This is a genomic window from Pseudomonas sp. GV047, assembly GCF_003058245.1.
Lineage (GTDB): Bacteria > Pseudomonadota > Gammaproteobacteria > Pseudomonadales > Pseudomonadaceae > Aquipseudomonas > Aquipseudomonas marginalis.
Window position 1 is genome coordinate 55,591 of sequence record NZ_QCWA01000006.1, and the last position, 23,462, is coordinate 79,052.

Below are 23,462 nucleotides of genomic sequence, written 5' to 3' on the forward strand. Positions count from 1 at the left end.
CACATTTAACCCTGCGTAGTCTGCCTTTTCGCCAAGCGGGCTGCCGTTAGTCCCCGTTTGCCGTTATACTCGCCGGCTTTCAAAAGTTCGCCAACGAGTGCTGCCCGCCATGGAAATCAACCCGATCCTTAACACCATCAAGGACCTGTCCGAGCGCTCCGAAACTATTCGGGGGTATCTTTGACTACGATCAAAAGCATGAGCGTCTGACCGAAGTCAATCGCGAGCTTGAAGATCCGAGTGTCTGGAACAAACCTGAATACGCCCAGGAACTGGGGCGCGAGCGCGCTGCGCTGGCGCAGATCGTCGACACCCTCGACGAACTGAACACCGGCCTGGCCGATTGCCGCGACCTGCTGGACATGGCCGTCGAAGAAAACGACGAAGGCGCAGTGGGCGATGTCGTCGCCGAGCTGGCCCGTCTCGAGGAAAACCTCGCCAAGCTTGAATTCCGTCGCATGTTCAGTCACGAAATGGACCCGAACAACGCCTACCTGGACATCCAGGCCGGTTCCGGCGGCACCGAAGCCCAGGACTGGGCCAACATCCTGCTGCGCATGTACCTGCGCTGGGCCGACAAGCGCGGCTTCGACGCCACCATCATGGAACTGTCGGCCGGTGAAGTCGCCGGCATCAAGGGCGCGACCGTGCACATCAAGGGTGAATACGCCTTTGGCTGGCTGCGTACCGAGATCGGCGTACACCGCCTGGTGCGCAAGAGCCCGTTCGACTCCGGCAACCGTCGCCACACCTCGTTCTCTGCGGTGTTCGTCTCGCCCGAGATCGATGACAAGGTGGAAATCGAGATCAACCCGGCCGACCTGCGTATCGACACCTACCGCTCCTCCGGTGCCGGTGGCCAGCACGTAAACACCACCGACTCGGCCGTACGTATTACCCACGTACCGACCAACACCGTGGTGAGCTGCCAGAACGAACGTTCCCAGCACGCGAACAAGGACACCGCCATGAAAATGCTGCGGGCCAAGTTGTACGAGCAGGAAATGCAGAAGCGCAACGCCGCTTCCCAGGCCCTGGAAGACACCAAGTCGGATATCGGTTGGGGTCACCAGATCCGCTCTTATGTGCTCGATGCCTCGCGGATCAAGGATCTGCGCACTAACATCGAACGCAGCGACTGCGACAAGGTGCTCGACGGTGACATCGACGAATACCTGGAAGCCAGCCTGAAATCTGGCCTGTAACCCCTTGTAGGAACCGGAGGGACGCCCAGTCCTTGCCGGCGATCCCCGGCCGCAGGCCGGGGACCACGAACCTGATGGAAAATTTAAAGACATGAGCGACCAACAACTCGACCCGCAAGCCCTGCAACAGGAAGAAAACTCCCTGATCGCCCTGCGCAAGGAAAAGCTGGCTGCCGAGCGCGCCAAGGGCAATGCCTTCCCCAACGACTTCCGTCGCGACAACTACTGCGATGCCTTGCAGAAGCAGTACGCGGACAAGACCAAGGAAGAGCTGGCTGAAGCGGCGATCCCGGTCAAGGTGGCAGGTCGCATCATGCTCAACCGTGGCTCGTTCATGGTGATCCAGGACATGACCGGGCGTATCCAGGTCTACGTCAACCGCAAGACCCTGTCCGAAGAAACCCTGGCCTCGGTGAAAACCTGGGACATGGGCGACATCATCGCCGCCGAAGGCACCCTGGCCCGTTCCGGCAAGGGCGACCTGTACGTGGAAATGACCAGCGTGCGCCTGCTGACCAAGTCCCTGCGCCCGTTGCCGGACAAGCACCACGGCCTGACCGACACCGAGCAACGTTACCGCCAGCGCTACGTTGACCTGATCGTCAACGAAGACGTGCGCCAGACCTTCCGCGTGCGTTCGCAGGTCATCGCGCACATCCGCAGCTTCCTGATGCAGCGTGACTTCCTGGAAGTGGAAACCCCGATGCTGCAGACCATCCCGGGGGGCGCCGCAGCCAAGCCGTTCGAAACCCACCACAACGCACTGGACCTGGAAATGTTCCTGCGTATCGCGCCTGAGCTGTACCTCAAGCGTCTTGTGGTCGGTGGCTTCGAGAAAGTGTTCGAGATCAACCGCAACTTCCGTAACGAAGGCGTCTCGACCCGGCACAACCCGGAATTCACCATGTTGGAGTTCTACCAGGCGTACGCCGACTACGAAGACAACATGGACCTCACCGAAGAACTGTTCCGCGAGCTGGCGCAACTGGTCCTGGGCAGCACCGACGTGCCGTACGGCGACAAGGTGTTCCACTTCGGCGAGCCGTTCGTGCGTCTGTCGGTGTTCGACTCGATCCTCAAGTACAACCCTGAGCTGACCGCCGACGACCTCAACGACATCGACAAGGCCCGCGCCATCGCCAAGAAAGCCGGTGCCAAGGTGCTCGGCTTCGAAGGCCTGGGCAAACTGCAGGTGATGATTTTCGAAGAGCTGGTGGAGCACAAGCTGGAACAGCCGCACTTCATTACCCAGTACCCGTTCGAAGTGTCGCCGCTGGCCCGTCGCAACGACGACAACCCGAACGTCACCGACCGTTTCGAGCTGTTCATCGGCGGCCGCGAAATCGCCAACGCCTACTCCGAGCTTAACGATGCCGAAGACCAGGCCGAGCGCTTCATGGCCCAGGTGGCCGACAAGGACGCCGGCGATGACGAAGCCATGCATTACGACGCCGACTTCGTACGTGCCCTGGAATACGGCATGCCGCCAACGGCCGGTGAAGGTATCGGCATCGACCGCCTGGTGATGTTGTTGACCAACTCGCCGTCGATCCGCGATGTGATCTTGTTCCCGCACATGCGGCCACAAGCGTAAATGTAGCGAAATCCGAAGCCGCCTTTTATAAGGCGGCTTTTTTATGTGGCGTTTTTAAGCGTCAAGCAAACAGCGCCAGGTTTTGATCTATTCAAGGATGTGTGTCGTGAACCGCGTAACCGCTCAAGAAGGTGCCGCCGGCATTGCCGCTGCCGTGGCTGAAAGCGTCCAGTACCAGGGCCGTAAGGCCAGCCGTCGGGGCAGCGAGCAACGCAGGCAAGACATTCTCGATGCAGCCATGCGCATCGTGGTGCGCGATGGCGTGCGGGCCGTGCGCCATCGGGCCGTGGCGGCCGAGGCCGGTGTGCCGTTGTCAGCCACTACCTATTACTTCAAGGACATCGATGACCTGCTCACCGATACCTTCGCCCAGTATGTTGAACGCAGCGCCGCCTTCATGGGCAAGCTATGGGTGCGTAACGAAGGCCTGCTGCGTGAGATGGTTGCCTATGGCGATGGCAGCCCGGAATCGCGCTCGCAACTGGCCGATGACATTGCGCGGCTGACCGCCGACTATGTGCTGCGCCAACTGACCAACCGCCGCGAACATTTGATGGCCGAACAGGCCTTTCGCCAGGAAGCCTTGCTCAACCCGCGCCTGGCCGAGCTGGTGCGGTCCCACCAGCAGATCCTGTTGCAGGGCACGGGACAGTTTTTCCAGGTATTGGGCTCCCGCGAGCCGCAACAGGACGCCAAGGTGTTGACGGCGATTATCAGTCGGATGGAATATCAGGGCCTGCTGGGCGGCGCAGAGCCTCTGACCGGTGAAGAGATGCTTGAGATCCTCAAGCGTTACATGCATTTGGTGTTGGCCTCGGTCTGACACCGGGGGAGTCCAATGAAAACCTGGCGTGTGGCGGTAATCGCCTTGTCGTTCCTGTTGCTCAGCGGTTGCCTGGTCACGTTCAAGGACCCGTTGCCCGCCCATGAGGCGGCGCCGGATGAGTTGCTGGGCCATTGGACCAGCAGGAATGCCTGGGGCGAACCGCTCAATCTGCGCATCAGCCGTGCCGGTGAGCACCGCTACAAGGCAGTGAGCTACCCTAAAGCCACGCCGGCCCAGCGTGATGAGTACCTGTTTACCGTTTCGCGTCATGGCAACCGCTGGTACCTGTCGGCACCGTTGCCGGCCCGGTTCGGAGGGCATTACTTCCTGGCGGGGTTCGAGTTCGACGATAAGCACGAATTGGTGGTCTATAACCTCGACCTCGAACAGATTCACCAGGCCATCGGGCAACAGGTGCTGCAGGGCAGCAGCGTGGAGACCGTCGAAGGCGCCGGCGTACGGGTCGACAGTTCCATGAGCCAGGTGTTTGCCTACCTGGATGACCCGGCCAATGCCGATGTGTTCGTTGAAGCCGTGCGCTACCAGCGTGCGGGCAAATAACGTTTAGAGAGGAAGCACCGGGTGGACGATTACCAGCAGACGATACGCAGCTTGTCCGATCGCATTGTGCTGGCGCAAACACCGATTCGCGTCCTCGACGCTGTGAAGTGGGACGACAACATTCGCCAGGGATTTCTCAAGGCCAAGGGCAAGGCCATGCCCGCCGTGGATCGCGACTACTACCTGAACCGACCGCTATCGTTCGACTCCAGTGCGGTAAAGCTGGAATTCCAGAACATCGAACGCGACATCACTCGCCGCCTCGGCCAGTTCAGCCCGGTGGGGCAGATCATGCGCCGCATGTGCCGCGAATACCGCATGGTGGTGCGCATGCTCGAAGCCCGCGGCACCGAGGACTTCGGCCTGATTTCCCAGGAGCTGTACGGCGCCGCTTCCGACGCCTTCCACGCCGGCGACCCGACCCTGGCTGACCTGGGCCTGATGCTCTCCGACTACCTGAACAATATCGACGGCCGTGGCGACCTCAAGGACGAAGCCAAGACCCTGACCGCCAAGGACGCCGTGGCCCTGCTGCAAACCCGCCTGAACAAGGTATTTGGCGAAGCCGAAGAGACCATCCGCGTGTTCGAGTCCGACGGCATCGTTGCCGATGCCGCAGCGGGCGCCGACTACATCAAGATCCGCGCCGACGCGATGTTCAACGACCGCGACGTGCGTGCGCTGGAAGTCCACGAAGGCCTGGTGCATGTCGGTACCACGCTCAACGGCCAGAACCAGCCGATCTGCACCTTCCTGTCCAAGGGCCCGCCGTCGTCCACCGTGACCCAGGAAGGCCTGGCGATCCTCATGGAGATCATTACGTTCGCCTCCTACCCGAGCCGCTTGCGCAAGCTGACCAACCGCACCCGGGCGATCCACATGGTGGAAGAGGGTGCCGACTTCCTGCAGGTGTTCGAGTTCTTCCGCGAGCAAGGCTTTGAAATGGCCGAAAGCTATGGCAACGCCAGCCGGGTATTCCGTGGCTCGGTGCCGAACGGCTTGCCGTTTACCAAGGACCTGTCCTACCTCAAGGGCTTTATCATGGTCTACAACTACATCCAGCTGGCTGTGCGCAAAGGCAAGCTGGAGCAAGTGCCGCTGCTGTTCTGCGGCAAGACCACCCTGGAAGACATGCGCACCTTGCGCCAACTGGTGGACGAAGGCCTGGTGGTGCCGCCCAAGTACCTGCCGGAGCAGTTCCGCGACATGAATGCACTGGCGGCGTGGATGTGTTTCTCCAACTTCCTCAACCACTTGAGCCTGGACCGGATCGAGGCGGATTACTCCAATATCCTTTAAACGCTGTTATTCACGAGGCTTCAACGGATGAGAATCCTCGGCATTCTGTGCCTGCTACTCACATTGAACGGTTGCAGCTCCCTGCTGTTCTACCCCGAACCCGGCCTGCCGTTCACGCCCGAAAAAGCGCACTTGCAATACCGCGATGTCACCCTCACCACCGCCGACGGCGTAAAGCTGCACGCGTGGTGGCTGCCGGCCAAGGCCGGAGTACCCGTCAAAGGGACGGTGCTGCACCTGCACGGCAACGGCGGTAACCTGGCCTGGCACCTGGGCGGCAGCTGGTGGTTGCCGGAGCAGGGCTACCAGGTACTGCTGCTGGACTATCGCGGTTATGGGCTGTCGGCAGGCAAGCCCTCACTGCCGGCGATTTATCAGGATGTGGACGCGGCGTTCAACTGGCTCGACCAGGCGCCCGAAACCCAGGGCCAGCCGTTGATCGTCCTCGGTCAAAGCCTCGGCGGTGCGCTGGCGGTGCATTACCTGGCGGAACACCCGCAGCGTCAAGTCCAACTCAAGGCCTTGGTACTGGACGGCGTGCCGGCCAGTTATCGTGACGTAGGACAATTCGCCCTGAGCACCTCCTGGTTAACATGGCCCTTCCAGGTGCCCTTGTCTTGGCTGGTGCCTGACGCCGACAGCGCGATCAACGCCATGCCGCAACTGACCGGCGTGCCGAAATTGCTGTTCCACAGTCTGGATGACCCGATCGTGCCCGTGGCCAACGGTATCCGCCTGTATCAGGCCGCGCCACCGCCACGGGTATTGCAGTTGACCCGCGGCGGCCATGTGCAGACCTTTGCCGACAAGACTTGGCAAACCGTGATGCTGCGCTATCTGGACGACCCGCAGCACTTCAACGGCCTGCGCCGCCTGGGCGAGATTCCGAATTACCCCATTCCTAAAGTTGATCCATCAGAGAGCCCGCAATGAGCGAAGAACGCAACATGATCCCGCTGATCCTCACCGGCATCGGCACCATCATCGGCACCGTCGGCTGCCTGTGGTACTACGGCTATTTGCACTTCGCCAAGCCTGAGGATGCGTTGCTGCTCAGCGACTTCACCATGCTCAAGACCGTGCCGGGCGAGGACTACAAGATCTCCCTGACCCCGGCCGCTCAAGTGGCACAGTGCGTCGATGGCGTGCTGGTCATGTTCGATACCGAACAAAAAGGCTTGAGTGGTGTATTGGTCAATAATAAGAAGCAGGCGGTGCGTTGCATGGGCCAGGAAACCCCGCAACTGCAGCAGTAAGCCAGCGCGTCGAGTCCGTGGGAAAACGCCACTCAGCCTGGGGATTCTTCCCTTGGTGCAGGTCCGAGTCTTCCCAGGCCGGAACCATCTCTATTTGCCCGCCACAGACTATGGACTGATCGGTGTGACTGATCGGTCCTTTTCGTTAGTTATTGTGGAGTCGACATTTATGGCAAGCATCAGCGGAACACAGTCTCCAGTGAATACGGGCAGCTATGGCGCCGGCGGGAGCGGTAGTCCCGAGCAAGATCTCAAGGGGGATATTAATAGCCTACAAAACAGAATTGACCAAATGAAGTCACAAGGCTCTCAGGGCGGGAATGGAAGCGGGGGCGGAGCTAGTCTTGAGGAACTGGAGGAGGAACTGAAGAGGATGCAGGAAAAGTTGGCAAAATTGCAGCAGTCTTTAATGGGGAACAGTGGCGGCGAAGATGGTGGCAAGGGCAATGGCCAGATTCCGCAACCCGACTATCAGGGGGGAGGCTCGATCAACCCCTGATTGCCCACCCGTTGAAAAACCCGCCTGCCATAGGCGGGTTTTTGTGTATCCGGGGTCAGGTTAGCCACGGCCCGCTCAATGCCCACAGGGGGGGCGGGATTTATTTGGAACCATATCGCGCAAGACGCCACAGAAAGCGGTGTAACTTACACAGTTCAGGGCCGAGAAAGTGGCGATATCTATTTTTTCAACTCCTGCGAATCCTGCAGCTCCTGAAAGTCCTGCATTACGTAACATGCGGGATATGGTCAGGTGCCATGAGGATCTGGAACGGCAGCAGGCTCGGGAGCAGAAAAAGCAACTGATGGAGCATTTGCCGAAACATGCCCATGCCCCGAAGATTGAGCTGCCAGCGGAGGACACAAACCGTCCTGTCCAATTCGGCGAGCCCAAAAAAAACCCACCATAAGGTGGGTTTTCTTATCCAGCATCAATCAATCAGTTGGCGACGGACGAGCGTGGCTTGACCGGCTGGTTATCGTTGGAGATGGTCACTTCAACGCGGCGGTTCATGGCACGGCCCGAGACGCTGCCGTTGTCGGCAACCGGGTATTCCTTGCCATAGCCGGTGGTCACGATGCGGCGTGGGTCAACGCCCATCTTGATCAGCGCAACCTGCACCGAAGCGGCGCGTCGCTCCGACAGGCTCTGGTTGTAGGCATCGCTGCCTGTGCTGTCCGTGTAACCTTCAACGATCACCTGGCGATCCGGGTTTTCCTGAAGGAACTGCGCCAGCTTATTGATGTTGACCAGGCCGCTGGACTTCAGGTCGGCCTTGTTGGTGGCAAACAGCACGTCGCCAAAGGTCACCAGGGTACCGCGCTCGGTTTGCTTGGCGTTCAAGCTGTCCTGCAACTGCTTGATCTGCGCATCACGGGCCTCGAGCAGGGCGCGGGCGCGTTCGTCGCCGGCGTTTTTCAGCTTGGCTTCGGATTCGCGCAGCACGATGGTGTCTTTGGCCACTTCAACGCGCTGGTTGGTCAGGTACGCCAGTTGATCTACTTTCTTCTGGTCTTCCTTGTCGCGGTAGGCCTTGTCAGCCTTGTCCAGCCAATCGCTGGCGTCCTTGGTTTCCAGCGCGGCAAGCTTGGTGGCTTGCGGGTTGGTTTGCAGGGACGAGAAGTTGGTCCGTGCGTTTTCCAGGTTCGCGTTGGGCGGGGTAGAGCATGCCGCCAGGGCAACGCTCATCGCCAGCAGGGCAGGGATCATCAATTGTTTACGCATAGTCGTGTTGTCCTTTCAATTCGATATCGGGTGCAGTGCAATCAGGCGCGGCGCTTTATTTCTGCTGGATAGCAGCCGGGCGCATACCTTCCTGACGCAGCTCCTGAACAGCTTTCTGGGAATCCTTCACAGCCTGTTCCGCCTTGGCGGCCTGGGACTTGCGCTCTGCAACGCGAGCATCCCATTCAGCCTGTTCGGCCAGGCGACGCGCCTCGTCATAGTTCTTGTCGTGCATGGCGATTTCGGCTTGCTTGAGCTTGTCCTGGGCCGATTTCATTTCAACTGCTGCGTACTCGGTGCCGCCGGCGCTCACTGCGCTGTTGACCGCGGACTGAGTCACCGCGTACTGCTCGGTTGGCGGGTTGCCGGCGCAGCCAGCCAAAACGAAGCTGGTGCCGATTGCCAGCGCGGCCAATTTAAGCCCGCGCAGGTGGTTAAACGTGGATTTGGCAGTGCTGGTCTTCATCGTCTTCAACTCCATTGGATAGCTCCTAAAAACATCAAAATCCATCGCAGTCGGTGAACGGCTTGGGGCGCGGCGGTAAAGCGCGACAGGCCCTTTCAAACGGCCGTTCCAAGTGATGGCTTACTGGCTGTGACCGGAGGCTTTTTTCAAAAGTTCAGAAGAGATGGCGATTTGCCTAAAAAAATATCTGACTGATTGGTCAGGGTAAAAAATTGGAACTTTTGCCACGTGCAGGGGTACTCCGAGCCTCGACAGAGGCCCGGAATACGGGGTTCAGATGGGTGTCAATCGAGTCCGTCAGTGCTTTTGGTCGTCGGCACTGGCAGACAAATCATGCAGATAGCGACGGGACAAGGTCAGGAACCGCGGCGTAGGCCCGACGTCCTCATAGAGCGGGTCGCCCTCTTCATCGGTGGCGATGACCTGTTGCCCCTTGATGTAGGGAAAGCTGGCTTCCAGCTCCTCAAGGGCGGCGCCGATCAGCTCGCCGAGCAGTTCTTCGGTGTGGCGCTTGGGGTACATCTCGGCGATGGCTGCCAGCCGTGCAGCGGCCTCCACATCCAGATGGATGGCGTACTCGGTCTTGGTCAGGCGACCCTTGGCGTTCTCTTCCCAATGCTGGGCCAGTTCTCGAATTTTCATGGCAACCTCAATAAAGCCTGCGGTGGCGGGCGGTGATGAGTGACCAGCCGTGCGCGTGGATAAACGCGGCGGCTCACACTTGAGACTAGCTGCAAGTCACAAGGTTTAAAGTCTTGTCATAAAACGATGCCGGCGGCACTCTGACAGACCTGCGCGTCCCGGATTTGTGGCTGGAGATTGGCTGATGAGTGATATCGATGCACGCTTGCGTGAGGATGTTCACCTGCTGGGTGAGCTGTTGGGCAACACCATTCGAGAGCAGTACGGCGATGATTTTCTCGCCAAGATCGAACAGATCCGCAAAGGCGCCAAGGCCGACCGCCGCGGAGCCGCCCCGGACAAAGCCGCGGGTGATGAACTGAGCGCCAGCCTCAATCAGTTGCAGGAAGACGAACTGCTGCCGGTGGCGCGGGCCTTCAACCAGTTCCTCAACCTGGCCAATATCGCCGAGCAGTACCAGTTGATTCACCGGCGCGATGAGTCGCAACCGGCACCGTTCGAGTCCCGCGTATTGCCGGAGTTGCTGGCGCGCCTGCAGGGCGAGGGCCACAGCAATGAGTCCCTGGCCCGCCAGTTGGGACGCCTGGACATCGAACTGGTCCTCACCGCCCACCCCACCGAAGTGGCGCGTCGCACCCTGATCCAGAAATACGACGCCATCGCCGCGCAACTGGCGCTGCAGGATCACCGCGACCTTACCACTGCTGAGCGCGAGCAGATCCGCCAGCGCCTGCAGCGCTTGATCGCCGAAGCCTGGCACACCGAAGAGATCCGCCGCACCCGGCCCACCCCCGTGGATGAAGCCAAGTGGGGCTTCGCGGTGATCGAGCATTCGTTGTGGCACGCCATCCCCAATTACCTGCGCAAGGCCGACCAGGCGTTACACGCGGCGACGGGCCTGCGTTTGCCGCTGGAAGCCGCGCCGATCCGCTTTGCGTCGTGGATGGGCGGCGACCGTGACGGCAACCCGAATGTCACCGCGCCGGTCACCCGCGAGGTGTTGCTGCTGGCGCGCTGGATGGCGGCCGACCTGTACCTGCGCGATATCGACCACCTGGCCTCCGAACTGTCGATGCAACAGGCCAGCCCGGCGTTGCAGGCCAAGGTCGGTGACAGCGTCGAACCCTATCGTGCCCTGCTCAAGCAACTGCGCGAACGCCTGCGCGCCACGCGCCAATGGGCCCATACCGCGTTGAGCAGCAGCACGCCGGCGCCTGCCGAGGTTTTGCAGAACAACCGCGACCTGCTCGAGCCACTGGAGCTGTGCTACCAGTCGCTGCACGCGTGCGGCATGGGCGTGATCGCCGATGGCCCGCTGCTCGATTGCCTGCGCCGGGCCGTCACCTTTGGCCTGTTCCTGGTGCGCCTGGATGTGCGCCAGGATTCCAGTCGTCATTCGGCGGCCATGACCGAAATCACCGATTACCTGGGCCTGGGCCGTTACGAGGACTGGAACGAAGACATGCGCATCAGCTTCCTGATGAAGGAGCTGGCCAACCGTCGACCGCTGTTGCCGGGCTATTTCAAGCCATCGGCCGATACGGCCGAAGTGCTCAATACCTGCAAGGAAGTGGCCGCCGCGCCTGCCGCCTCGTTAGGCTCGTATGTCATCTCCATGGCCGGTGCAGCGTCGGACGTATTGGCGGTGCAACTGCTGCTTAAAGACTCGGGCGTTCAAAGGCCGATGCGCGTGGTGCCCCTGTTCGAAACCCTGGCCGACCTGGATAACGCCGGTCCCGTGATCGAACAACTGTTGCTGCTGCCAGGCTACCGGGCGCGCTTGCAGGGCCCGCAGGAAGTGATGATCGGCTACTCCGACTCGGCCAAGGACGCCGGCACCACCGCCGCCGCCTGGGCGCAGTACCGGGCCCAGGAGCGGCTGGTGGATATCTGCCGGGAGCAACAGGTGGAATTGCTGCTGTTCCACGGTCGCGGCGGCACCGTCGGACGTGGCGGCGGCCCGGCCCACGCGGCGATCCTGTCGCAACCGCCGGGTTCGGTGGCGGGGCGTTTCCGTACCACCGAACAAGGCGAGATGATTCGCTTCAAATTCGGCTTGCCGGACATTGCTGAACAGAACCTCAATCTCTATCTGGCCGCCGTGTTGGAAGCGACATTGCTGCCACCGCCGCCACCGGAGCCGGCGTGGCGCCATTTGATGGATGAATTGGCGGCCGACGGCGTCAGCGCTTATCGCGCGGTGGTGCGGGAAAATCCGCAATTCGTCGAGTATTTTCGTCAGTCCACCCCGGAGCAGGAGCTGGGCCGGCTACCTCTGGGCAGTCGCCCGGCCAAGCGTCGCGCCGGTGGTATAGAAAGCCTGCGCGCCATTCCGTGGATCTTCGGTTGGACCCAGACTCGCCTGATGCTGCCGGCCTGGCTGGGTTGGGAGGCCGCGTTGAGCAAGGCCCTGGAGCGCGGCGAAGGTGAACTGCTGGGACAGATGCGCGAACAGTGGCCGTTCTTCCGCACCCGCATCGATATGCTGGAAATGGTCCTGGCCAAGGCCGATGCCGATATTGCGCGCCTGTATGACGAGCGCCTGGTGCAGCCGGACCTGTTGCCATTGGGGGCGCACTTACGCGACCTATTGTCGCAGGCCTGCGACGTGGTGCTTGGCCTGACCGGCCAGTCGCAACTGCTGGCCCATAGCCCTGACACCCTGGAGTTTATCCGCCTGCGCAACACCTACCTCGATCCCTTGCACCTGTTGCAGGCCGAGTTGCTGGCGCGCTCGCGTCGCCAGGAAGCCGCGCAGGACAGCCCTCTGGAACAGGCGCTGCTGGTGTCCGTGGCCGGTATTGCCGCCGGCCTGCGCAACACCGGCTGAGGTTTTTTGCGTGTTCTCAAAGGCTTGCGCAGAAACCACGACGGCCGCCCCGAAAGGGGTGGTCGGCGTTTACAGCGCGGGTTGCACTCAGGCACACCCTACCTATGACGTACGCGTGGCGCGGGTTCCTGCGACTTTTGGCGGCTTGTGTGGTTAGGGCCCGCTGTGTATCTTGATCAGCCTTTGGCCGTTTGGGCGGCCTGGGCCCATAGTTTCATGAGCCCTATATTATTTTTACGAGATTGGCCCCACGCGGCGAATCCGAGCGTCATCTCTATAAAAAATTGAGGAGCACATCGATGCGCGTCATTCTGCTGGGAGCTCCCGGGGCCGGTAAAGGTACTCAGGCAAAGTTCATCACTGAAAAATTCGGCATTCCACAAATCTCCACCGGCGACATGCTGCGCGCTGCCGTCAAGGCCGGCACCGAGCTGGGCCTGATCGCCAAGAGCGTGATGGACAGCGGCGGCCTGGTCTCCGATGACCTGATCATCAACCTGGTCAAGGAACGCATCAGCCAGGAAGACTGCAAGAACGGCTTCCTGTTCGACGGTTTCCCACGCACCATTCCCCAGGCCGAAGCCCTGGTGAAAGCCGGCGTCGAGCTGGACGCGGTGGTGGAAATCGCGGTTGAAGATGAAGAAATCGTCCAGCGTATCGCCGGTCGTCGCGTCCACGAAGCCTCGGGCCGCGTGTACCACACCGTCTACAACCCGCCTAAAGTTGAAGGCAAGGACGATGTCACCGGTGAAGACCTGGTGCAGCGTAAGGACGACACCGAAGAAACCGTGCGTCATCGCCTGTCGGTCTACCATTCCCAGACCAAGCCGCTGGTGGATTTCTACCAGAAGCTGTCCGCAGCCCAGGGCAAGCCGAAGTACAGCCATATCCCTGGCGTCGGCTCGGTGGAAGCCATCACCGCCAAGGTCCTGCAAGCACTGAGCTGATCCTTTATCGGCTTGATAGACAACGGCCCGCTTGCGGGCCGTTGTTGTTTATACTGGCGCACTTTTTTTCGACTTGGACACCCACACCGATGAGCACCCTGCTGGCCCTGGACACCGCGACTGAAGCTTGCTCCGTTGCCTTGCTGCACGATGGCAAGGTCACAAGCCACTACGAGGTGATCCCGCGCCTGCACGCGCAGAAGCTGTTGCCGATGATCAAGCAGCTGCTTGAAGACGCGGGCACCACCCTGTCGGCCGTGGATGCCATCGCCTTCGGCCGTGGCCCGGGGGCGTTCACCGGGGTGCGTATCGCCATTGGCGTGGTCCAGGGCCTGGCCTTTGCGTTGGAATGCCCGGTGCTGCCGGTCTCCAACCTTGCCGTACTGGCCCAGCGTGCCTTGCGCGAACAGGGCGCGCGGCAGGTGGCGGCCGCGATCGATGCGCGTATGGACGAAGTGTATTGGGCTTGCTACCGCGAAACGGCTGGCGAAATGCGCCTTGTCGGCGTGGAAGCGGTACAGCCACCGGAATCGGCGGTATTGCCCGACGATGCCAGCGGTGACTGGTTCGGCGCCGGTACCGGCTGGGGGTATGGCGAGCGCATCGGTGTTCAACCCGCTGGCCAGGACGCCACCCTGTTGCCTCACGCCGAAGATCTGCTGACCCTGGCGCGCTTCGCGTTCGAACGTGGCGAGGCGATTCCTGCGGATCAGGCCGCACCGGTTTACCTGCGCGATAAGGTCGCGCAGACCAAGGCGGAAAGAGGGATTATTTGACGCCAAAAATGATGGCAATTTGAGGCAAAAGTCGCCAATCGTCAGAATTTGCCCGGGTTTTTAAACCTTTTTCAAATTATGTGTTCTAGTTATCACCAGAGCATTTGCGCGCGACGGACAGTGCTGCCAAAATGCCATTACTGATAGCGAGTTCGCGCCTATGCGTATAGATGGATTTTCCTCACAGTCGTACCCGATCAAGCGCAAGCCGCGTAAGGCAAACGCCAGGGTGGACGACTCCGTCGAGGATTCGCCGGACTTCATTGAGGTCCAATCCGATGCGCAGGCCAGTTCACAAGCCCGCATCAGCGGCGTTCCCGCCCGTCAGCAAGACATGGTCTTCCCGCGCTCCATGAGCAAAAGCGTTGCCACCGCCCTGGCCAGCTACCTGACCACCGCCGGATTTGTCGAATGGGATATGGAAGTGCTGGGTCTCGACATCCACATCTGATGCGCCTGCCTTACTACCTCGGCTGCCCGTCCTGGAGTGAAAACGCCTGGCGCGAGTACCTGTACCCAGCCGACGCCCGCTCCGGCGATTACCTTGCCCTTTATTCCCAGGTCTTCAACGCCGTTGAAGGCAATACCACGTTCTACGCTCGCCCCTCGGCCGCTACCGTGCAGCGCTGGGCCGACATCATGCCCGACGATTTTCGCTTCACTGCCAAATTCCCCGGTGACATCAGTCACGGTGGCGACTTGCGCGAGCAATTGCCGGCGGCGGAAAGTTTTGTCGGTTTGATGAGCCCGCTCGGTGAACGTGTTTCGCCGCTGTGGCTGCAACTGTCGGCGAGTTTTTCGCCGCAACGCCTGGCTGAACTGGCCGGTTTTATCGATGGCCTGGAACGCCCGATGGCGGTGGAAGTACGCCACCCTGAGTTCTTCGCCAAGGGCGATGCCGAGCGCATGCTCAACCGTTTGTTGCGTGATCGCGGTGTCGAGCGCATCTGCCTCGACCCGCGTGCGTTGTTCAGTTGCACGTCGACTTCGGCGGCGGTACTGCACGCACAATCGAAAAAGCCCAAGGTGCCGCCCCGTCCGGCCGCGCTGACCCGGTTTCCCCAAGTGCGTTTTATCGGCCATCCGGAGCTTGAGGCCAATGACCCGTTCCTGGTGCCGTGGGTGGAAAAAGTCGCGGGTTGGATCGAAGAAGGCCGCACACCCTACGTGTTCCTGCACACCTCGGATAATCGCCTTGCCGCGCAACTGGCCCTGCGTTTTCACGCGCAGCTGATGGCGCGCCTGCCCGGCCTGCCGGCGCTGCCGACCTTGCATCGGGAACCCGAAGCCGAGCAACTGGGGTTACTCTAGGGCTCCTTTTCCCGCCAGGAGTCAGTCATGGATGCCCAAACCCTTCGCGCCGAAACCTTCAAGGCCCTGCATGAGCGCGACCGTGCCTTCGTGATGCCTAACCCGTGGGACGCCGGCTCTGCGGTGATGCTCGCCAGCCTTGGCTTTGAAGCCCTGGCCACGACCAGTGCGGGTTATGCGTTCAGCCTGGGACGCCCGGACGCGGAAGGGGCGTTGTCCCTGGAAGACACCTTGGGCAATGCCAGCATGATTGCCAAGGCCACCGCGCTGCCGGTGGCGGCCGACCTGGAAAACGGCTTCAGCGATACCCCTGATGGCTGTACCGAGACCATCCTGCGGGCGGCGGCCAGCGGTATCGTGGGGGGCTCTATCGAAGATGCCACCGGCGTTGCCGTCGACCCGATCTATCCCTTCGACCTTTCCGTAGAACGCGTGGAAGCCGCCGTCGCCGCTGCCCGCAGCTTGCCATTCCCCTTCACACTGACGGCCCGCGCGGAAAACCTCCTGCATGGTCGCCTGGATCTGCCCGACACTATTCGCCGCTTGCAGGCCTACGCCGAAGCCGGCGCCGACGTGCTTTATGCGCCGGGCCTGCGCAGTGCCGAGGACGTGCTGGCGGTGGTCAAGGCCGTGGCGCCAAAGCCGGTGAACGTGTTGATGTCCGGCGGCCTGAAACTCAGCGTGGCGCAATTGAGTGCGATGGGGGTAAAGCGCATCAGCGTGGGCTCGGCCATGGCACTGGCGGCCTATGGTGAGTTCTACCGAGCGGCCCAGGAAGTCTATGAGCTGGGCACCTTCAGCTTTACCGAGCGCTCGATGCCCTTCAGCCAGGCCAATCAGTTCTTCAAGGACTGAGCCGTGCGTTTTTTCAAACTGCTGGGTGCTCTGCTGGTGCTCGGCGGCGCATTTGCCGTGGGTGTATGGCGTGGCTGGCTGCCGTTGCCGGCAGAATGGAACCCCTGGTCGCCGCTGGACGTGAGGTCCAGCCCTAACCTGTTGACTCGCTACAAGCTGGGGCGCCTGCAGGATGACCCTGTGCTGTGCGACCAAGTGCTGAAAACCTCTGGTTTGCGTGTCAGCCATCAGGCTGACACGCCCGCCGACGCTGCCTGTCCGCTGCGCAATACCTTGCGCGTGCAGGGGGCAGACGTGGCATTGAGCAGCAGCTTTCTCGCCAGTTGCCCGTTGGCCGTGGCGTTCGCCCTGTTCGAGCGTCACAGCCTGCAGCCGGCGGCCCAGGCGGTGTTCGGCCAGGCGGTGACGCGGGTCGATCACTTGGGCAGCTTTGCCTGTCGCAACATGTATAACCGTGCCGAAGGGCGGCTCAGCCAGCATGCGTCGGCCAATGCCTTGGATATCGCCGGGTTTCGCCTGGCGGATGGGCGCAGTATCAGCGTGCTCAAGGATTGGTCCGGGGAGGGCGACAGCGCGCGGTTCCTGCGCCAGGTGCGCGATGGCGCCTGTGATGACTTCAATGTGGTGTTGAGCCCGGACTACAACGCCGCGCACCGCAACCATTTCCATCTGGACATGGGGCGTTGGTGGGTCTGTCGCTAGGCCGCCAGGCGCAGGTTGTGGGTGATCAGCGGGCGTGCCCAGTGGTAGTCGAAGTCCAGCGCCTTCTGTTGCGCCAGCAATTCTTCGGTCGGGTAAGGCGTGGCCGGTGGTGGCAACAGGTCCAGTTCGAACTCGGCAATCGGCAAGTGCAGAGGGCGTGGTTCCGGCGCCGGGCCGGGCTCAGGCAGTGGCTGGCCGGCCGTCAGGACGATGGGGCGAACCCAAGCGCTTTCGAAATTCTGCTGGCGCTGCTGCGCGACGATTTCGTCCTGTGGGAACGGCTCGGCGGCCGGTGGCAGCAATTCGGTTTCGAATTCGGCGATGGGCAGGAACAGTGGCTCAGGTGGCGCAATCTCGGTGTCTTTGACGTCGCACTCACGCTGGGTGAGGATCTGCGACAACAGGTCGGCACCGGCGCTGGGCTCTACCGCCGGGTCCGCCGGTGCCGGCGCCTTGGCGGCGAGCGCGTCCGGCGTTTCACCGAGCTGCTCGGCCAGCGCCCGGGCGAAGAAGTCCTGCCACACATGGCTCACCCCGGCCAGCGCTTGAGTATTGCGCAGGCCGTAGTGGTTATGGGTCGGCAGTACACCGATGGTTAGGGGGAGAATGTCTGACATTTTTCTCGGTCGACGCTCAGCTCTGGCAAAATACCTGACTGTTGTTTTTATCGGCCGTTGTTTGCCGATCCTTAATATTTTTGAGCGTAGCGATTGATGAGCGAACAACCAGCGGCCAGCCGCATCCAGGTCGAGGCCTTGGGCGAAGGTTTCCAGGCCCGGGCCGAGCAGTGGGCTGAACAGCTCGGCTTGCCTTTACAGCTTGCGGAGGCGGATTTTTCCCTGCAGGTAGGTGAGCATGGCCTGCAACTGCAACAGCTTGGTCCCGACGCGCCGGGGCCGGTGCGGGTGGACTTCGTCGAAGGCGGCGCGGCTCACCGTCGGCTGTATGGCGGCGGCAGCGGACAGATGATCGCCAAGGCCGTGGGCATTGCCCAAGGCGTGCGTCCCCGTGTGCTGGACGCCACGGCGGGTCTGGGCAAGGACGCGTTCGTGCTGGCCAGCCTGGGCTGCGAGATGAGCCTGATCGAGCGCCAACCGCTGATTGGCGCCCTGCTCGAAGATGGCCTGGCACGCGGCGCGGAGGATTTCGACGTGGCGCCCATCGTGGCGCGCATGAAGCTGCTCAAGGGCAACTCCATTGACGTGATGCTCCATTGGCAAGGGGAGCCGCCCCAGGTGATCTACCTCGACCCGATGTTCCCTCACCGTGAGAAAACCGCCCTGGTGAAGAAAGAAATGCGCCTGTTCCGGCCGCTGGTGGGGGATGATCCGGACGCACCGGCCTTGCTGGCCGCCGCCCTGGCCCTGGCCAGCCACCGTGTGGTGGTCAAGCGCCCGCGCAAGGCGCCCTGCATCGAGGGGCCCAAGCCGAGCCATGCGCTGGATGGCAAGTCCAGTCGGTATGACATTTATCCCAAGAAAGCGCTCAAGTCTTAAGCCACAAGCAGTTTGTAGCTAATCACCTGCAACTGCATCTCTCCTATAGGCCCGCATAAACAACCCCACCACCTCCTGCACATGGGCTTCGGCGGCTTCATCACTCAGTTGCCCGCCGCAGCCATACAGCAGGCAGAAGTTCGCCGTGCCCTTGAGCAGGCAGAAGAAGTGCTCGGCCGCCGTAAACGGTCTGTCGATGCTCAGCGCGCCGCTCTGGTCGATCTTGCCGAGCAGGCGCTCCATGCCCTGGAGCATGCGCATGGGCCCGGCTTCGAAGAAGATCTGTGAGAGTTTCACGTCCTGATTGCCGGTGGTCATCATCAGGCGATGCAGGTTTACCGACTCTTCACTGTTGATCAGCCGATGGAACCCCCGCGCGATATTCAACAATACCGTTTCCACCGGCATGCCTTCGGGCAGTTCGAAGTACATCACCGGCAACTGTTCCTCGCACTTGGCCACCACGGCGGCGGTGAACAAGGTTTCTTTGTCGGTGAAGTGGCTGTAGACGGTCAGTTTCGACACGCCGGCCTCAAGGGCCACGGCATCCATGCTGGTGCTGGCGTAGCCATTGCTCAAGAACAGGGTTTTTGCTGCCGAGAGGATTGCCTGGCGTTTTGCCATGTCCTTGGGACGCCCGGGGCTATTGGTGCTTACACGATTGTCGGACATTTTCACCTTTAATACTGGACTGGCGAGTTTGGTATTAATAACATACCGGCCAGTATAATTATTCCTAGCTCCATTTGCGAAAGGTCCTTCAGCATGCGCAGTACTGTCCTGCCCTTTGCGTTGCCTGTCTGCCTGGTCTTCCTGTTGGCCGCCTGCGGCCAGGAAGAAGCGGTCCAGACCACCGTCCGCCCGGCCATGGTGGTGCAGCCGCAACCCTCGGCGCAGTCGACGGACAGCTACCCCGGTGAGGTACGCGCGCGCTATGAGCCGGACCTGGCCTTTCGCATCGGTGGCAAAGTCAGCAAGCGTCTGGTGGAGGAGGGCGAGCGGGTCAAGACCAACCAGGCGCTGGCGGAACTTGACCCTCAGGATGTGCGCCTGCAACTGGAGGCCGCCCGTGCCCAGGTCGCCGCTGCCGAGGCCAACCTGCGCCTGGTGCGCGCTGAGCGTGATCGCTACAAGACCCTGATGGACCGTCAGATGGTCAGCCGTTCCCAGTACGACAATTCCGAAAACCTTTACCGTTCCGGCGAAGCGCGCCTCAAGCAGATCAAGGCCGAGTTCGACGTGGCCAGTAACCAGGCCGGTTACGCCGTATTGCGCGCCCCCCAGGATGGCGTCGTGGCCAAGCGCGCGGTGGAAGTCGGCCAAGTGGTCTCCGCTGGCCAGACCGTGTTCACCCTGGCCACCGATGGCGAGCGCGAAGTGCTTATCAGCCTGCCCGAACAAGGGTTTGGTCGCTTCAAGATCGGTCAACCGGTCGCGGTGGAATTGTGGAGCCAGCCGGGCCAGCGTTTCACCGGGCGCATCCGTGAACTGTCGCCTGCGGCTGATCCAAAATCGCGCACCTTCGCCGCTCGCGTTGCCTTCACCGGCGGCAAAGTCCCGGCGGAACTGGGGCAAAGCGCTCGCGTATTCATACAGGCCGACGGCGTTGTTCCGCTGTCGGTACCGCTGTCTGCCCTGAGTGCGGAGAACGGTGCGTCCTACGTCTGGCGTGTACAGCCGGACAACACCCTCAAGCGCACGCCGGTACGCATCGGCGCCTTTGGCGAAAAAACCGTACCGGTGCTGGAAGGCTTGACCCCCAACGACTGGGTGGTCGCAGCCGGCGTGCATGTGCTCCACGAGGGCCAGCAAGTGCGCGCGGTGGATGGCTCCAACCGTATAGTGAACCTGGCGGCCAAGGAGTAGTCCCCGATGGCTTTCAATCTTTCCGAATGGGCGTTGCGTAACCGCCAGATCGTACTGTTCCTGATGATCCTGCTGGCTGTGGTCGGCACCTTGTCCTACACCAAGCTGGGGCAAAGCGAAGATCCACCGTTCACCTTCAAGGCCATGGTGATCAAGACCAACTGGCCCGGCGCTACGGCCCAGGAAGTCTCGCGCCAGGTCACCGAGCGTATCGAGAAAAAACTGATGGAGACCGGCGAATACGAGCGCATTGTCTCGTTCTCTCGCCCAGGTGAGTCCACCGTCACCTTCATTGCGCGCGACTCCATGCACTCTGTGCAGATTCCTGAGTTGTGGTACCAGGTGCGCAAGAAGATCAGCGACATCCGGCAGACCTTGCCGCCGGATATCCAGGGGCCGTTTTTCAACGACGAGTTCGGTACCACCTTCGGCAATATCTACGCCCTGACCGGCGACGGCTTCGACTATGCCGTGCTCAAGGACTACGCCGACCGCATCCAGATTCAGCTGCAACGGGTGGCGGATGTGGGCAAGGTCGAGTTACTTGGCCTACAGGATGAGAAGATCTGGATCGAGCTGTCCAACCTCAAGCTCGCCACCCTTGGCCTGCCGTTGGCCGCTGTGCAGCAGGCGTTGCAGGAGCAGAACGCGGTGTCCACTGCCGGCTTCTTTGAAACCCCGAGCGAGCGTGTGCAACTGCGTGTGTCGGGCAACTTCAAGACGGTGGAAGAAATCCGCGACTTTCCTATTCGTGTCGCTGATCGAACCTTCCGCATCGGTGATGTTGCCGATATTCACCGCGGCTTCAACGATCCACCGGCGCCGCGCATGCGTTACATGGGGGCGGATGCTATCGGACTGGCCGTGGCCATGCGCGACGGTGGCGATATCCTGGTGCTGGGCAAGGCCCTCGAAGGCGAGTTCGCACGTTTGCAAAAGAACCTTCCGGCGGGCATGGAGCTGCGCAAGGTGTCAGACCAACCGGCAGCGGTGAAAACCGGTGTCGGCGAATTCGTGCAGGTGTTGGCCGAGGCATTGGCGATTGTCTTGCTGGTGAGTTTCTTCTCCCTCGGCATACGCACTGGCATGGTCGTAGCCCTGGCGATTCCGCTGGTGCTGGCGATGACCTTTGCCACGATGTATTACCTCGGCATCGGCCTGCACAAGATTTCCCTCGGTGCGTTGGTGCTGGCCCTGGGGTTGCTGGTGGATGATGCGATCATTGCCGTGGAAATGATGGCAATCAAAATGGAGCAGGGCTACGACCGGCTCAAGGCGGCCAGTTTTGCCTGGACCAGCACCGCCTTCCCGATGCTCACCGGTACGCTGATCACGGCGGCCGGCTTCCTGCCGATTGCCACCGCGCAGTCGAGCACAGGGGAATACACGCGCTCGATCTTCCAGGTGGTGACGATCGCGTTGCTCGCCTCATGGATCGCCGCCGTGGTGTTTGTGCCGTACCTGGGGGAAAAACTCCTGCCGGACCTGGCGAAGATTCACGCGGCCAAACATGGCACCGATGGCCCGGATCCCTACGGCACGCCGTTCTACCAACGTGTAAGACGTTTGGTGGAGTGGTGCGTGAGTCGGCGCAAAACCGTGATTGTCCTGACGTTGCTGCTGTTTATCGGCTCGGTGGCGTTGTTTCGTTTTGTGCCGCAACAGTTCTTCCCGGCCTCAGGCCGCCTGGAGCTGATGGTCGACCTGAAATTGGCTGAAGGCGCTTCCCTGAGCAACACCGCCGACCAGGTCAAGCGCCTGGAAGCCTTGCTCAAGGAACACGCCGGCATTGATAACTATGTGGCCTACGTCGGCACCGGTTCGCCGCGTTTCTACCTGCCCCTGGACCAGCAACTGCCAGCGGCCAGTTTTGCGCAGTTCGTGGTGTTGGCTAAGACCATCGAGGGCCGCGAGAGCCTGCGCACCTGGCTGATCGAAACCCTCAACGAACAATTCCCCGACCTGCGCTCCCGTGTCACCCGCCTGGAAAACGGCCCGCCCGTGGGCTACCCGGTGCAGTTTCGCGTAACCGGCGAACACATCGAGGAAGTCCGCGCCCTTGCGCGGAAAGTCGCGGCCAAGGTTCGCGAAAATACCCATGTGGTCAATGTGCACCTGGACTGGGAAGAGCCGAGCAAGATCGTCTACCTCAATATCGACCAGGACCGCGCCCGCGCCCTCGGCGTCAGTACCGCCAACCTGTCGAAATTCCTGCAAAGCTCACTGACCGGGTCCAGCGTCAGTCAATACCGGGAGGACAACGAGTTGATCGAAATTCTCCTGCGCGGCACCGTCCACGAGCGCACTGAGTTGTCGCTGCTGCCCAGCCTGGCGGTACCGACCGACAACGGTAAAAGCGTGGCCCTGTCGCAGATCGCCACCCTCGAATACGGCTTTGAAGAGGGCATTATCTGGCACCGCAACCGCTTGCCGACGGTGACGGTGCGCGCCGATATCTACGGCAAGGAACAGCCGGCTACGTTGGTCCAGCAAATCCTGCCAACCCTTGAAGGTGTACGCGCCGAACTGCCGGATGGCTACCTGCTGGAAGTCGGTGGCACCGTCGAAGACTCCGCCCGCGGGCAGAACTCGGTGAAGGCCGGCGTGCCGCTGTTTATCGTGGTGGTGCTGACCTTGCTGATGCTGCAACTGCGCAGCTTCTCACGCACGGCGATGGTGTTTCTGACCGCGCCGTTGGGCCTGATTGGCGTGACGCTGTTCCTGCTGGTATTCCGCCAGCCCTTCGGCTTCGTGGCCATGCTCGGGACCATCGCGTTGTCTGGGATGATCATGCGCAACTCGGTGATCCTGGTGGACCAGATCGAACAGGACATCAGGGCCGGCCTGGCGCCGTGGCAGGCAATTATCGAAGCCACCGTACGGCGTTTCCGCCCGATTGTGCTGACCGCCCTGGCGGCGGTGCTGGCGATGATCCCGCTGTCACGCAGCGTGTTCTTCGGGCCGATGGCAGTGGCGATCATGGGCGGCTTGATCGTGGCGACGGCGTTGACCCTGTTGTTCTTGCCGGCGCTCTACGCGGCGTGGTTCAAGGTTCGGAAGGCGGCATAGAGGGGTAAGGGCCAATATTTGAGTGTCGAAACGGGTGG

General features: G+C 61.3%; 23 protein-coding genes. 18 read left to right on the forward strand and 5 right to left on the reverse strand.

Annotated features, from left to right (window positions below; genetic code table 11):
- Positions 1-109 precede the first annotated feature (109 nt).
- The 8 genes from prfB to C8K58_RS16535 all read left to right on the forward strand — a co-directional run bounded on the left by prfB (position 110) and on the right by C8K58_RS16535 (position 7,240).
- Positions 110-1,205, forward strand: a protein-coding gene (prfB, locus tag C8K58_RS16500) for a peptide chain release factor 2 (protein WP_098465888.1) whose coding sequence is annotated in 2 segments (ribosomal slippage) — positions 110-181 and positions 183-1,205 — 1,095 coding nt in all. Because the reading frame shifts where the segments join, the coding sequence is not laid out codon by codon here.
- A gap of 91 nt (positions 1,206-1,296) precedes the next feature.
- Positions 1,297-2,799, forward strand: coding sequence for a lysine--tRNA ligase (gene lysS, locus C8K58_RS16505; protein WP_027604516.1), 1,503 nt, complete (start codon positions 1,297-1,299; stop codon positions 2,797-2,799).
- Between the two features lie 106 nt (positions 2,800-2,905).
- Positions 2,906-3,622 (forward strand): TetR/AcrR family transcriptional regulator, encoded by a 717-nt coding sequence (locus C8K58_RS16510; RefSeq protein WP_027604515.1) that lies wholly within the window; start codon positions 2,906-2,908, stop codon positions 3,620-3,622.
- A 15-nt stretch (positions 3,623-3,637) separates the two neighbouring features.
- Complete coding sequence (locus C8K58_RS16515) at positions 3,638-4,186, forward strand: hypothetical protein (protein WP_092356418.1); 549 nt, start codon at positions 3,638-3,640, stop codon at positions 4,184-4,186.
- Positions 4,187-4,207: 21 nt separating this feature from the next.
- Positions 4,208-5,485 carry a flavohemoglobin expression-modulating QEGLA motif protein gene (locus C8K58_RS16520; protein ID WP_027604513.1) on the forward strand — a complete coding sequence of 426 codons (1,278 nt, stop codon included), beginning with the start codon at positions 4,208-4,210 and terminating at the stop codon, positions 5,483-5,485.
- A 27-nt stretch (positions 5,486-5,512) separates the two neighbouring features.
- Positions 5,513-6,418: an alpha/beta hydrolase gene (locus C8K58_RS16525; RefSeq protein ID WP_027604512.1), complete on the forward strand. Its 906-nt coding sequence runs from the start codon at positions 5,513-5,515 to the stop codon at positions 6,416-6,418.
- Positions 6,415-6,741 (forward strand): hypothetical protein, encoded by a 327-nt coding sequence (locus tag C8K58_RS16530; RefSeq protein WP_003172217.1) that lies wholly within the window; start codon positions 6,415-6,417, stop codon positions 6,739-6,741. Before C8K58_RS16525 ends, C8K58_RS16530 begins: the two co-directional genes overlap by 4 nt.
- A 169-nt stretch (positions 6,742-6,910) precedes the next feature.
- Positions 6,911-7,240, forward strand: coding sequence for a hypothetical protein (locus C8K58_RS16535; RefSeq protein ID WP_092356427.1), 330 nt, complete (start codon positions 6,911-6,913; stop codon positions 7,238-7,240).
- Between the two features lie 438 nt (positions 7,241-7,678).
- Here the strand turns inward: C8K58_RS16535 and C8K58_RS16540 are convergent, their stop codons facing one another.
- The 3 genes from C8K58_RS16540 to C8K58_RS16550 form a co-directional block, all read right to left on the reverse strand.
- Positions 7,679-8,464, reverse strand: coding sequence for an OmpA family protein (locus C8K58_RS16540; RefSeq protein WP_027604511.1), 786 nt, complete (start codon positions 8,462-8,464; stop codon positions 7,679-7,681).
- Between the two features lie 55 nt (positions 8,465-8,519).
- On the reverse strand, positions 8,520-8,930 hold the full coding sequence (locus tag C8K58_RS16545; RefSeq protein ID WP_169899499.1) for a DUF4398 domain-containing protein: 411 nt from the start codon (positions 8,928-8,930) through the stop codon (positions 8,520-8,522).
- Between the two features lie 297 nt (positions 8,931-9,227).
- On the reverse strand, positions 9,228-9,572 hold the full coding sequence (locus C8K58_RS16550; RefSeq protein ID WP_027604509.1) for a hypothetical protein: 345 nt from the start codon (positions 9,570-9,572) through the stop codon (positions 9,228-9,230).
- Between the two features lie 184 nt (positions 9,573-9,756).
- Between C8K58_RS16550 and ppc the strand changes: the two genes are divergently transcribed.
- From ppc to C8K58_RS16585, 7 genes are all read left to right on the forward strand, one after another.
- Positions 9,757-12,402: a phosphoenolpyruvate carboxylase gene (ppc, locus tag C8K58_RS16555; protein ID WP_108573939.1), complete on the forward strand. Its 2,646-nt coding sequence runs from the start codon at positions 9,757-9,759 to the stop codon at positions 12,400-12,402.
- 299 nt (positions 12,403-12,701) lie between these two features.
- Positions 12,702-13,349, forward strand: a complete 648-nt coding sequence (adk, locus tag C8K58_RS16560) for an adenylate kinase (protein WP_010212617.1) — start codon at positions 12,702-12,704, stop codon at positions 13,347-13,349.
- Between the two features lie 89 nt (positions 13,350-13,438).
- Positions 13,439-14,125 (forward strand): tRNA (adenosine(37)-N6)-threonylcarbamoyltransferase complex dimerization subunit type 1 TsaB, encoded by a 687-nt coding sequence (gene tsaB / locus C8K58_RS16565; RefSeq protein ID WP_027604507.1) that lies wholly within the window; start codon positions 13,439-13,441, stop codon positions 14,123-14,125.
- Positions 14,126-14,285: 160 nt separating this feature from the next.
- On the forward strand, positions 14,286-14,576 hold the full coding sequence (locus tag C8K58_RS16570; RefSeq protein ID WP_065938748.1) for a hypothetical protein: 291 nt from the start codon (positions 14,286-14,288) through the stop codon (positions 14,574-14,576).
- Complete coding sequence (locus C8K58_RS16575; protein WP_027604505.1) at positions 14,576-15,436, forward strand: DUF72 domain-containing protein; 861 nt, start codon at positions 14,576-14,578, stop codon at positions 15,434-15,436. Before C8K58_RS16570 ends, C8K58_RS16575 begins: the two co-directional genes overlap by 1 nt.
- 27 nt (positions 15,437-15,463) lie before the next feature.
- Positions 15,464-16,291, forward strand: a complete 828-nt coding sequence (locus C8K58_RS16580) for an isocitrate lyase/phosphoenolpyruvate mutase family protein (protein ID WP_108573940.1) — start codon at positions 15,464-15,466, stop codon at positions 16,289-16,291.
- Between the two features lie 3 nt (positions 16,292-16,294).
- Positions 16,295-16,993: an extensin family protein gene (locus tag C8K58_RS16585; protein ID WP_027604503.1), complete on the forward strand. Its 699-nt coding sequence runs from the start codon at positions 16,295-16,297 to the stop codon at positions 16,991-16,993.
- On the opposite strand, the gene C8K58_RS16590 is transcribed toward C8K58_RS16585, so the two are convergent.
- Entirely contained in the window at positions 16,990-17,610 is a 621-nt protein-coding gene (locus C8K58_RS16590; protein WP_092356433.1) for an energy transducer TonB, read from the reverse strand. The genes C8K58_RS16585 and C8K58_RS16590 overlap by 4 nt on opposite strands.
- Positions 17,611-17,706: 96 nt before the next feature.
- Between C8K58_RS16590 and C8K58_RS16595 the strand changes: the two genes are divergently transcribed.
- Entirely contained in the window at positions 17,707-18,489 is a 783-nt protein-coding gene (locus tag C8K58_RS16595; protein WP_092356436.1) for a class I SAM-dependent methyltransferase, read from the forward strand.
- Positions 18,490-18,507: 18 nt separating this feature from the next.
- Here C8K58_RS16595 and C8K58_RS16600 read toward each other — a convergent pair whose 3' ends face one another.
- The gene (locus tag C8K58_RS16600; protein ID WP_108573941.1) at positions 18,508-19,161 is read right to left on the reverse strand and encodes a TetR/AcrR family transcriptional regulator; all 654 of its coding nucleotides are present in this window, start codon (positions 19,159-19,161) and stop codon (positions 18,508-18,510) included.
- A gap of 93 nt (positions 19,162-19,254) precedes the next feature.
- Between C8K58_RS16600 and C8K58_RS16605 the strand changes: the two genes are divergently transcribed.
- On the forward strand, positions 19,255-20,355 hold the full coding sequence (locus tag C8K58_RS16605) for an efflux RND transporter periplasmic adaptor subunit (RefSeq protein WP_108573942.1): 1,101 nt from the start codon (positions 19,255-19,257) through the stop codon (positions 20,353-20,355).
- Positions 20,356-20,361: 6 nt separating this feature from the next.
- The gene (locus C8K58_RS16610) at positions 20,362-23,424 is read left to right on the forward strand and encodes an efflux RND transporter permease subunit (RefSeq protein ID WP_027604498.1); all 3,063 of its coding nucleotides are present in this window, start codon (positions 20,362-20,364) and stop codon (positions 23,422-23,424) included.
- Positions 23,425-23,462: the final 38 nt, after the last annotated feature.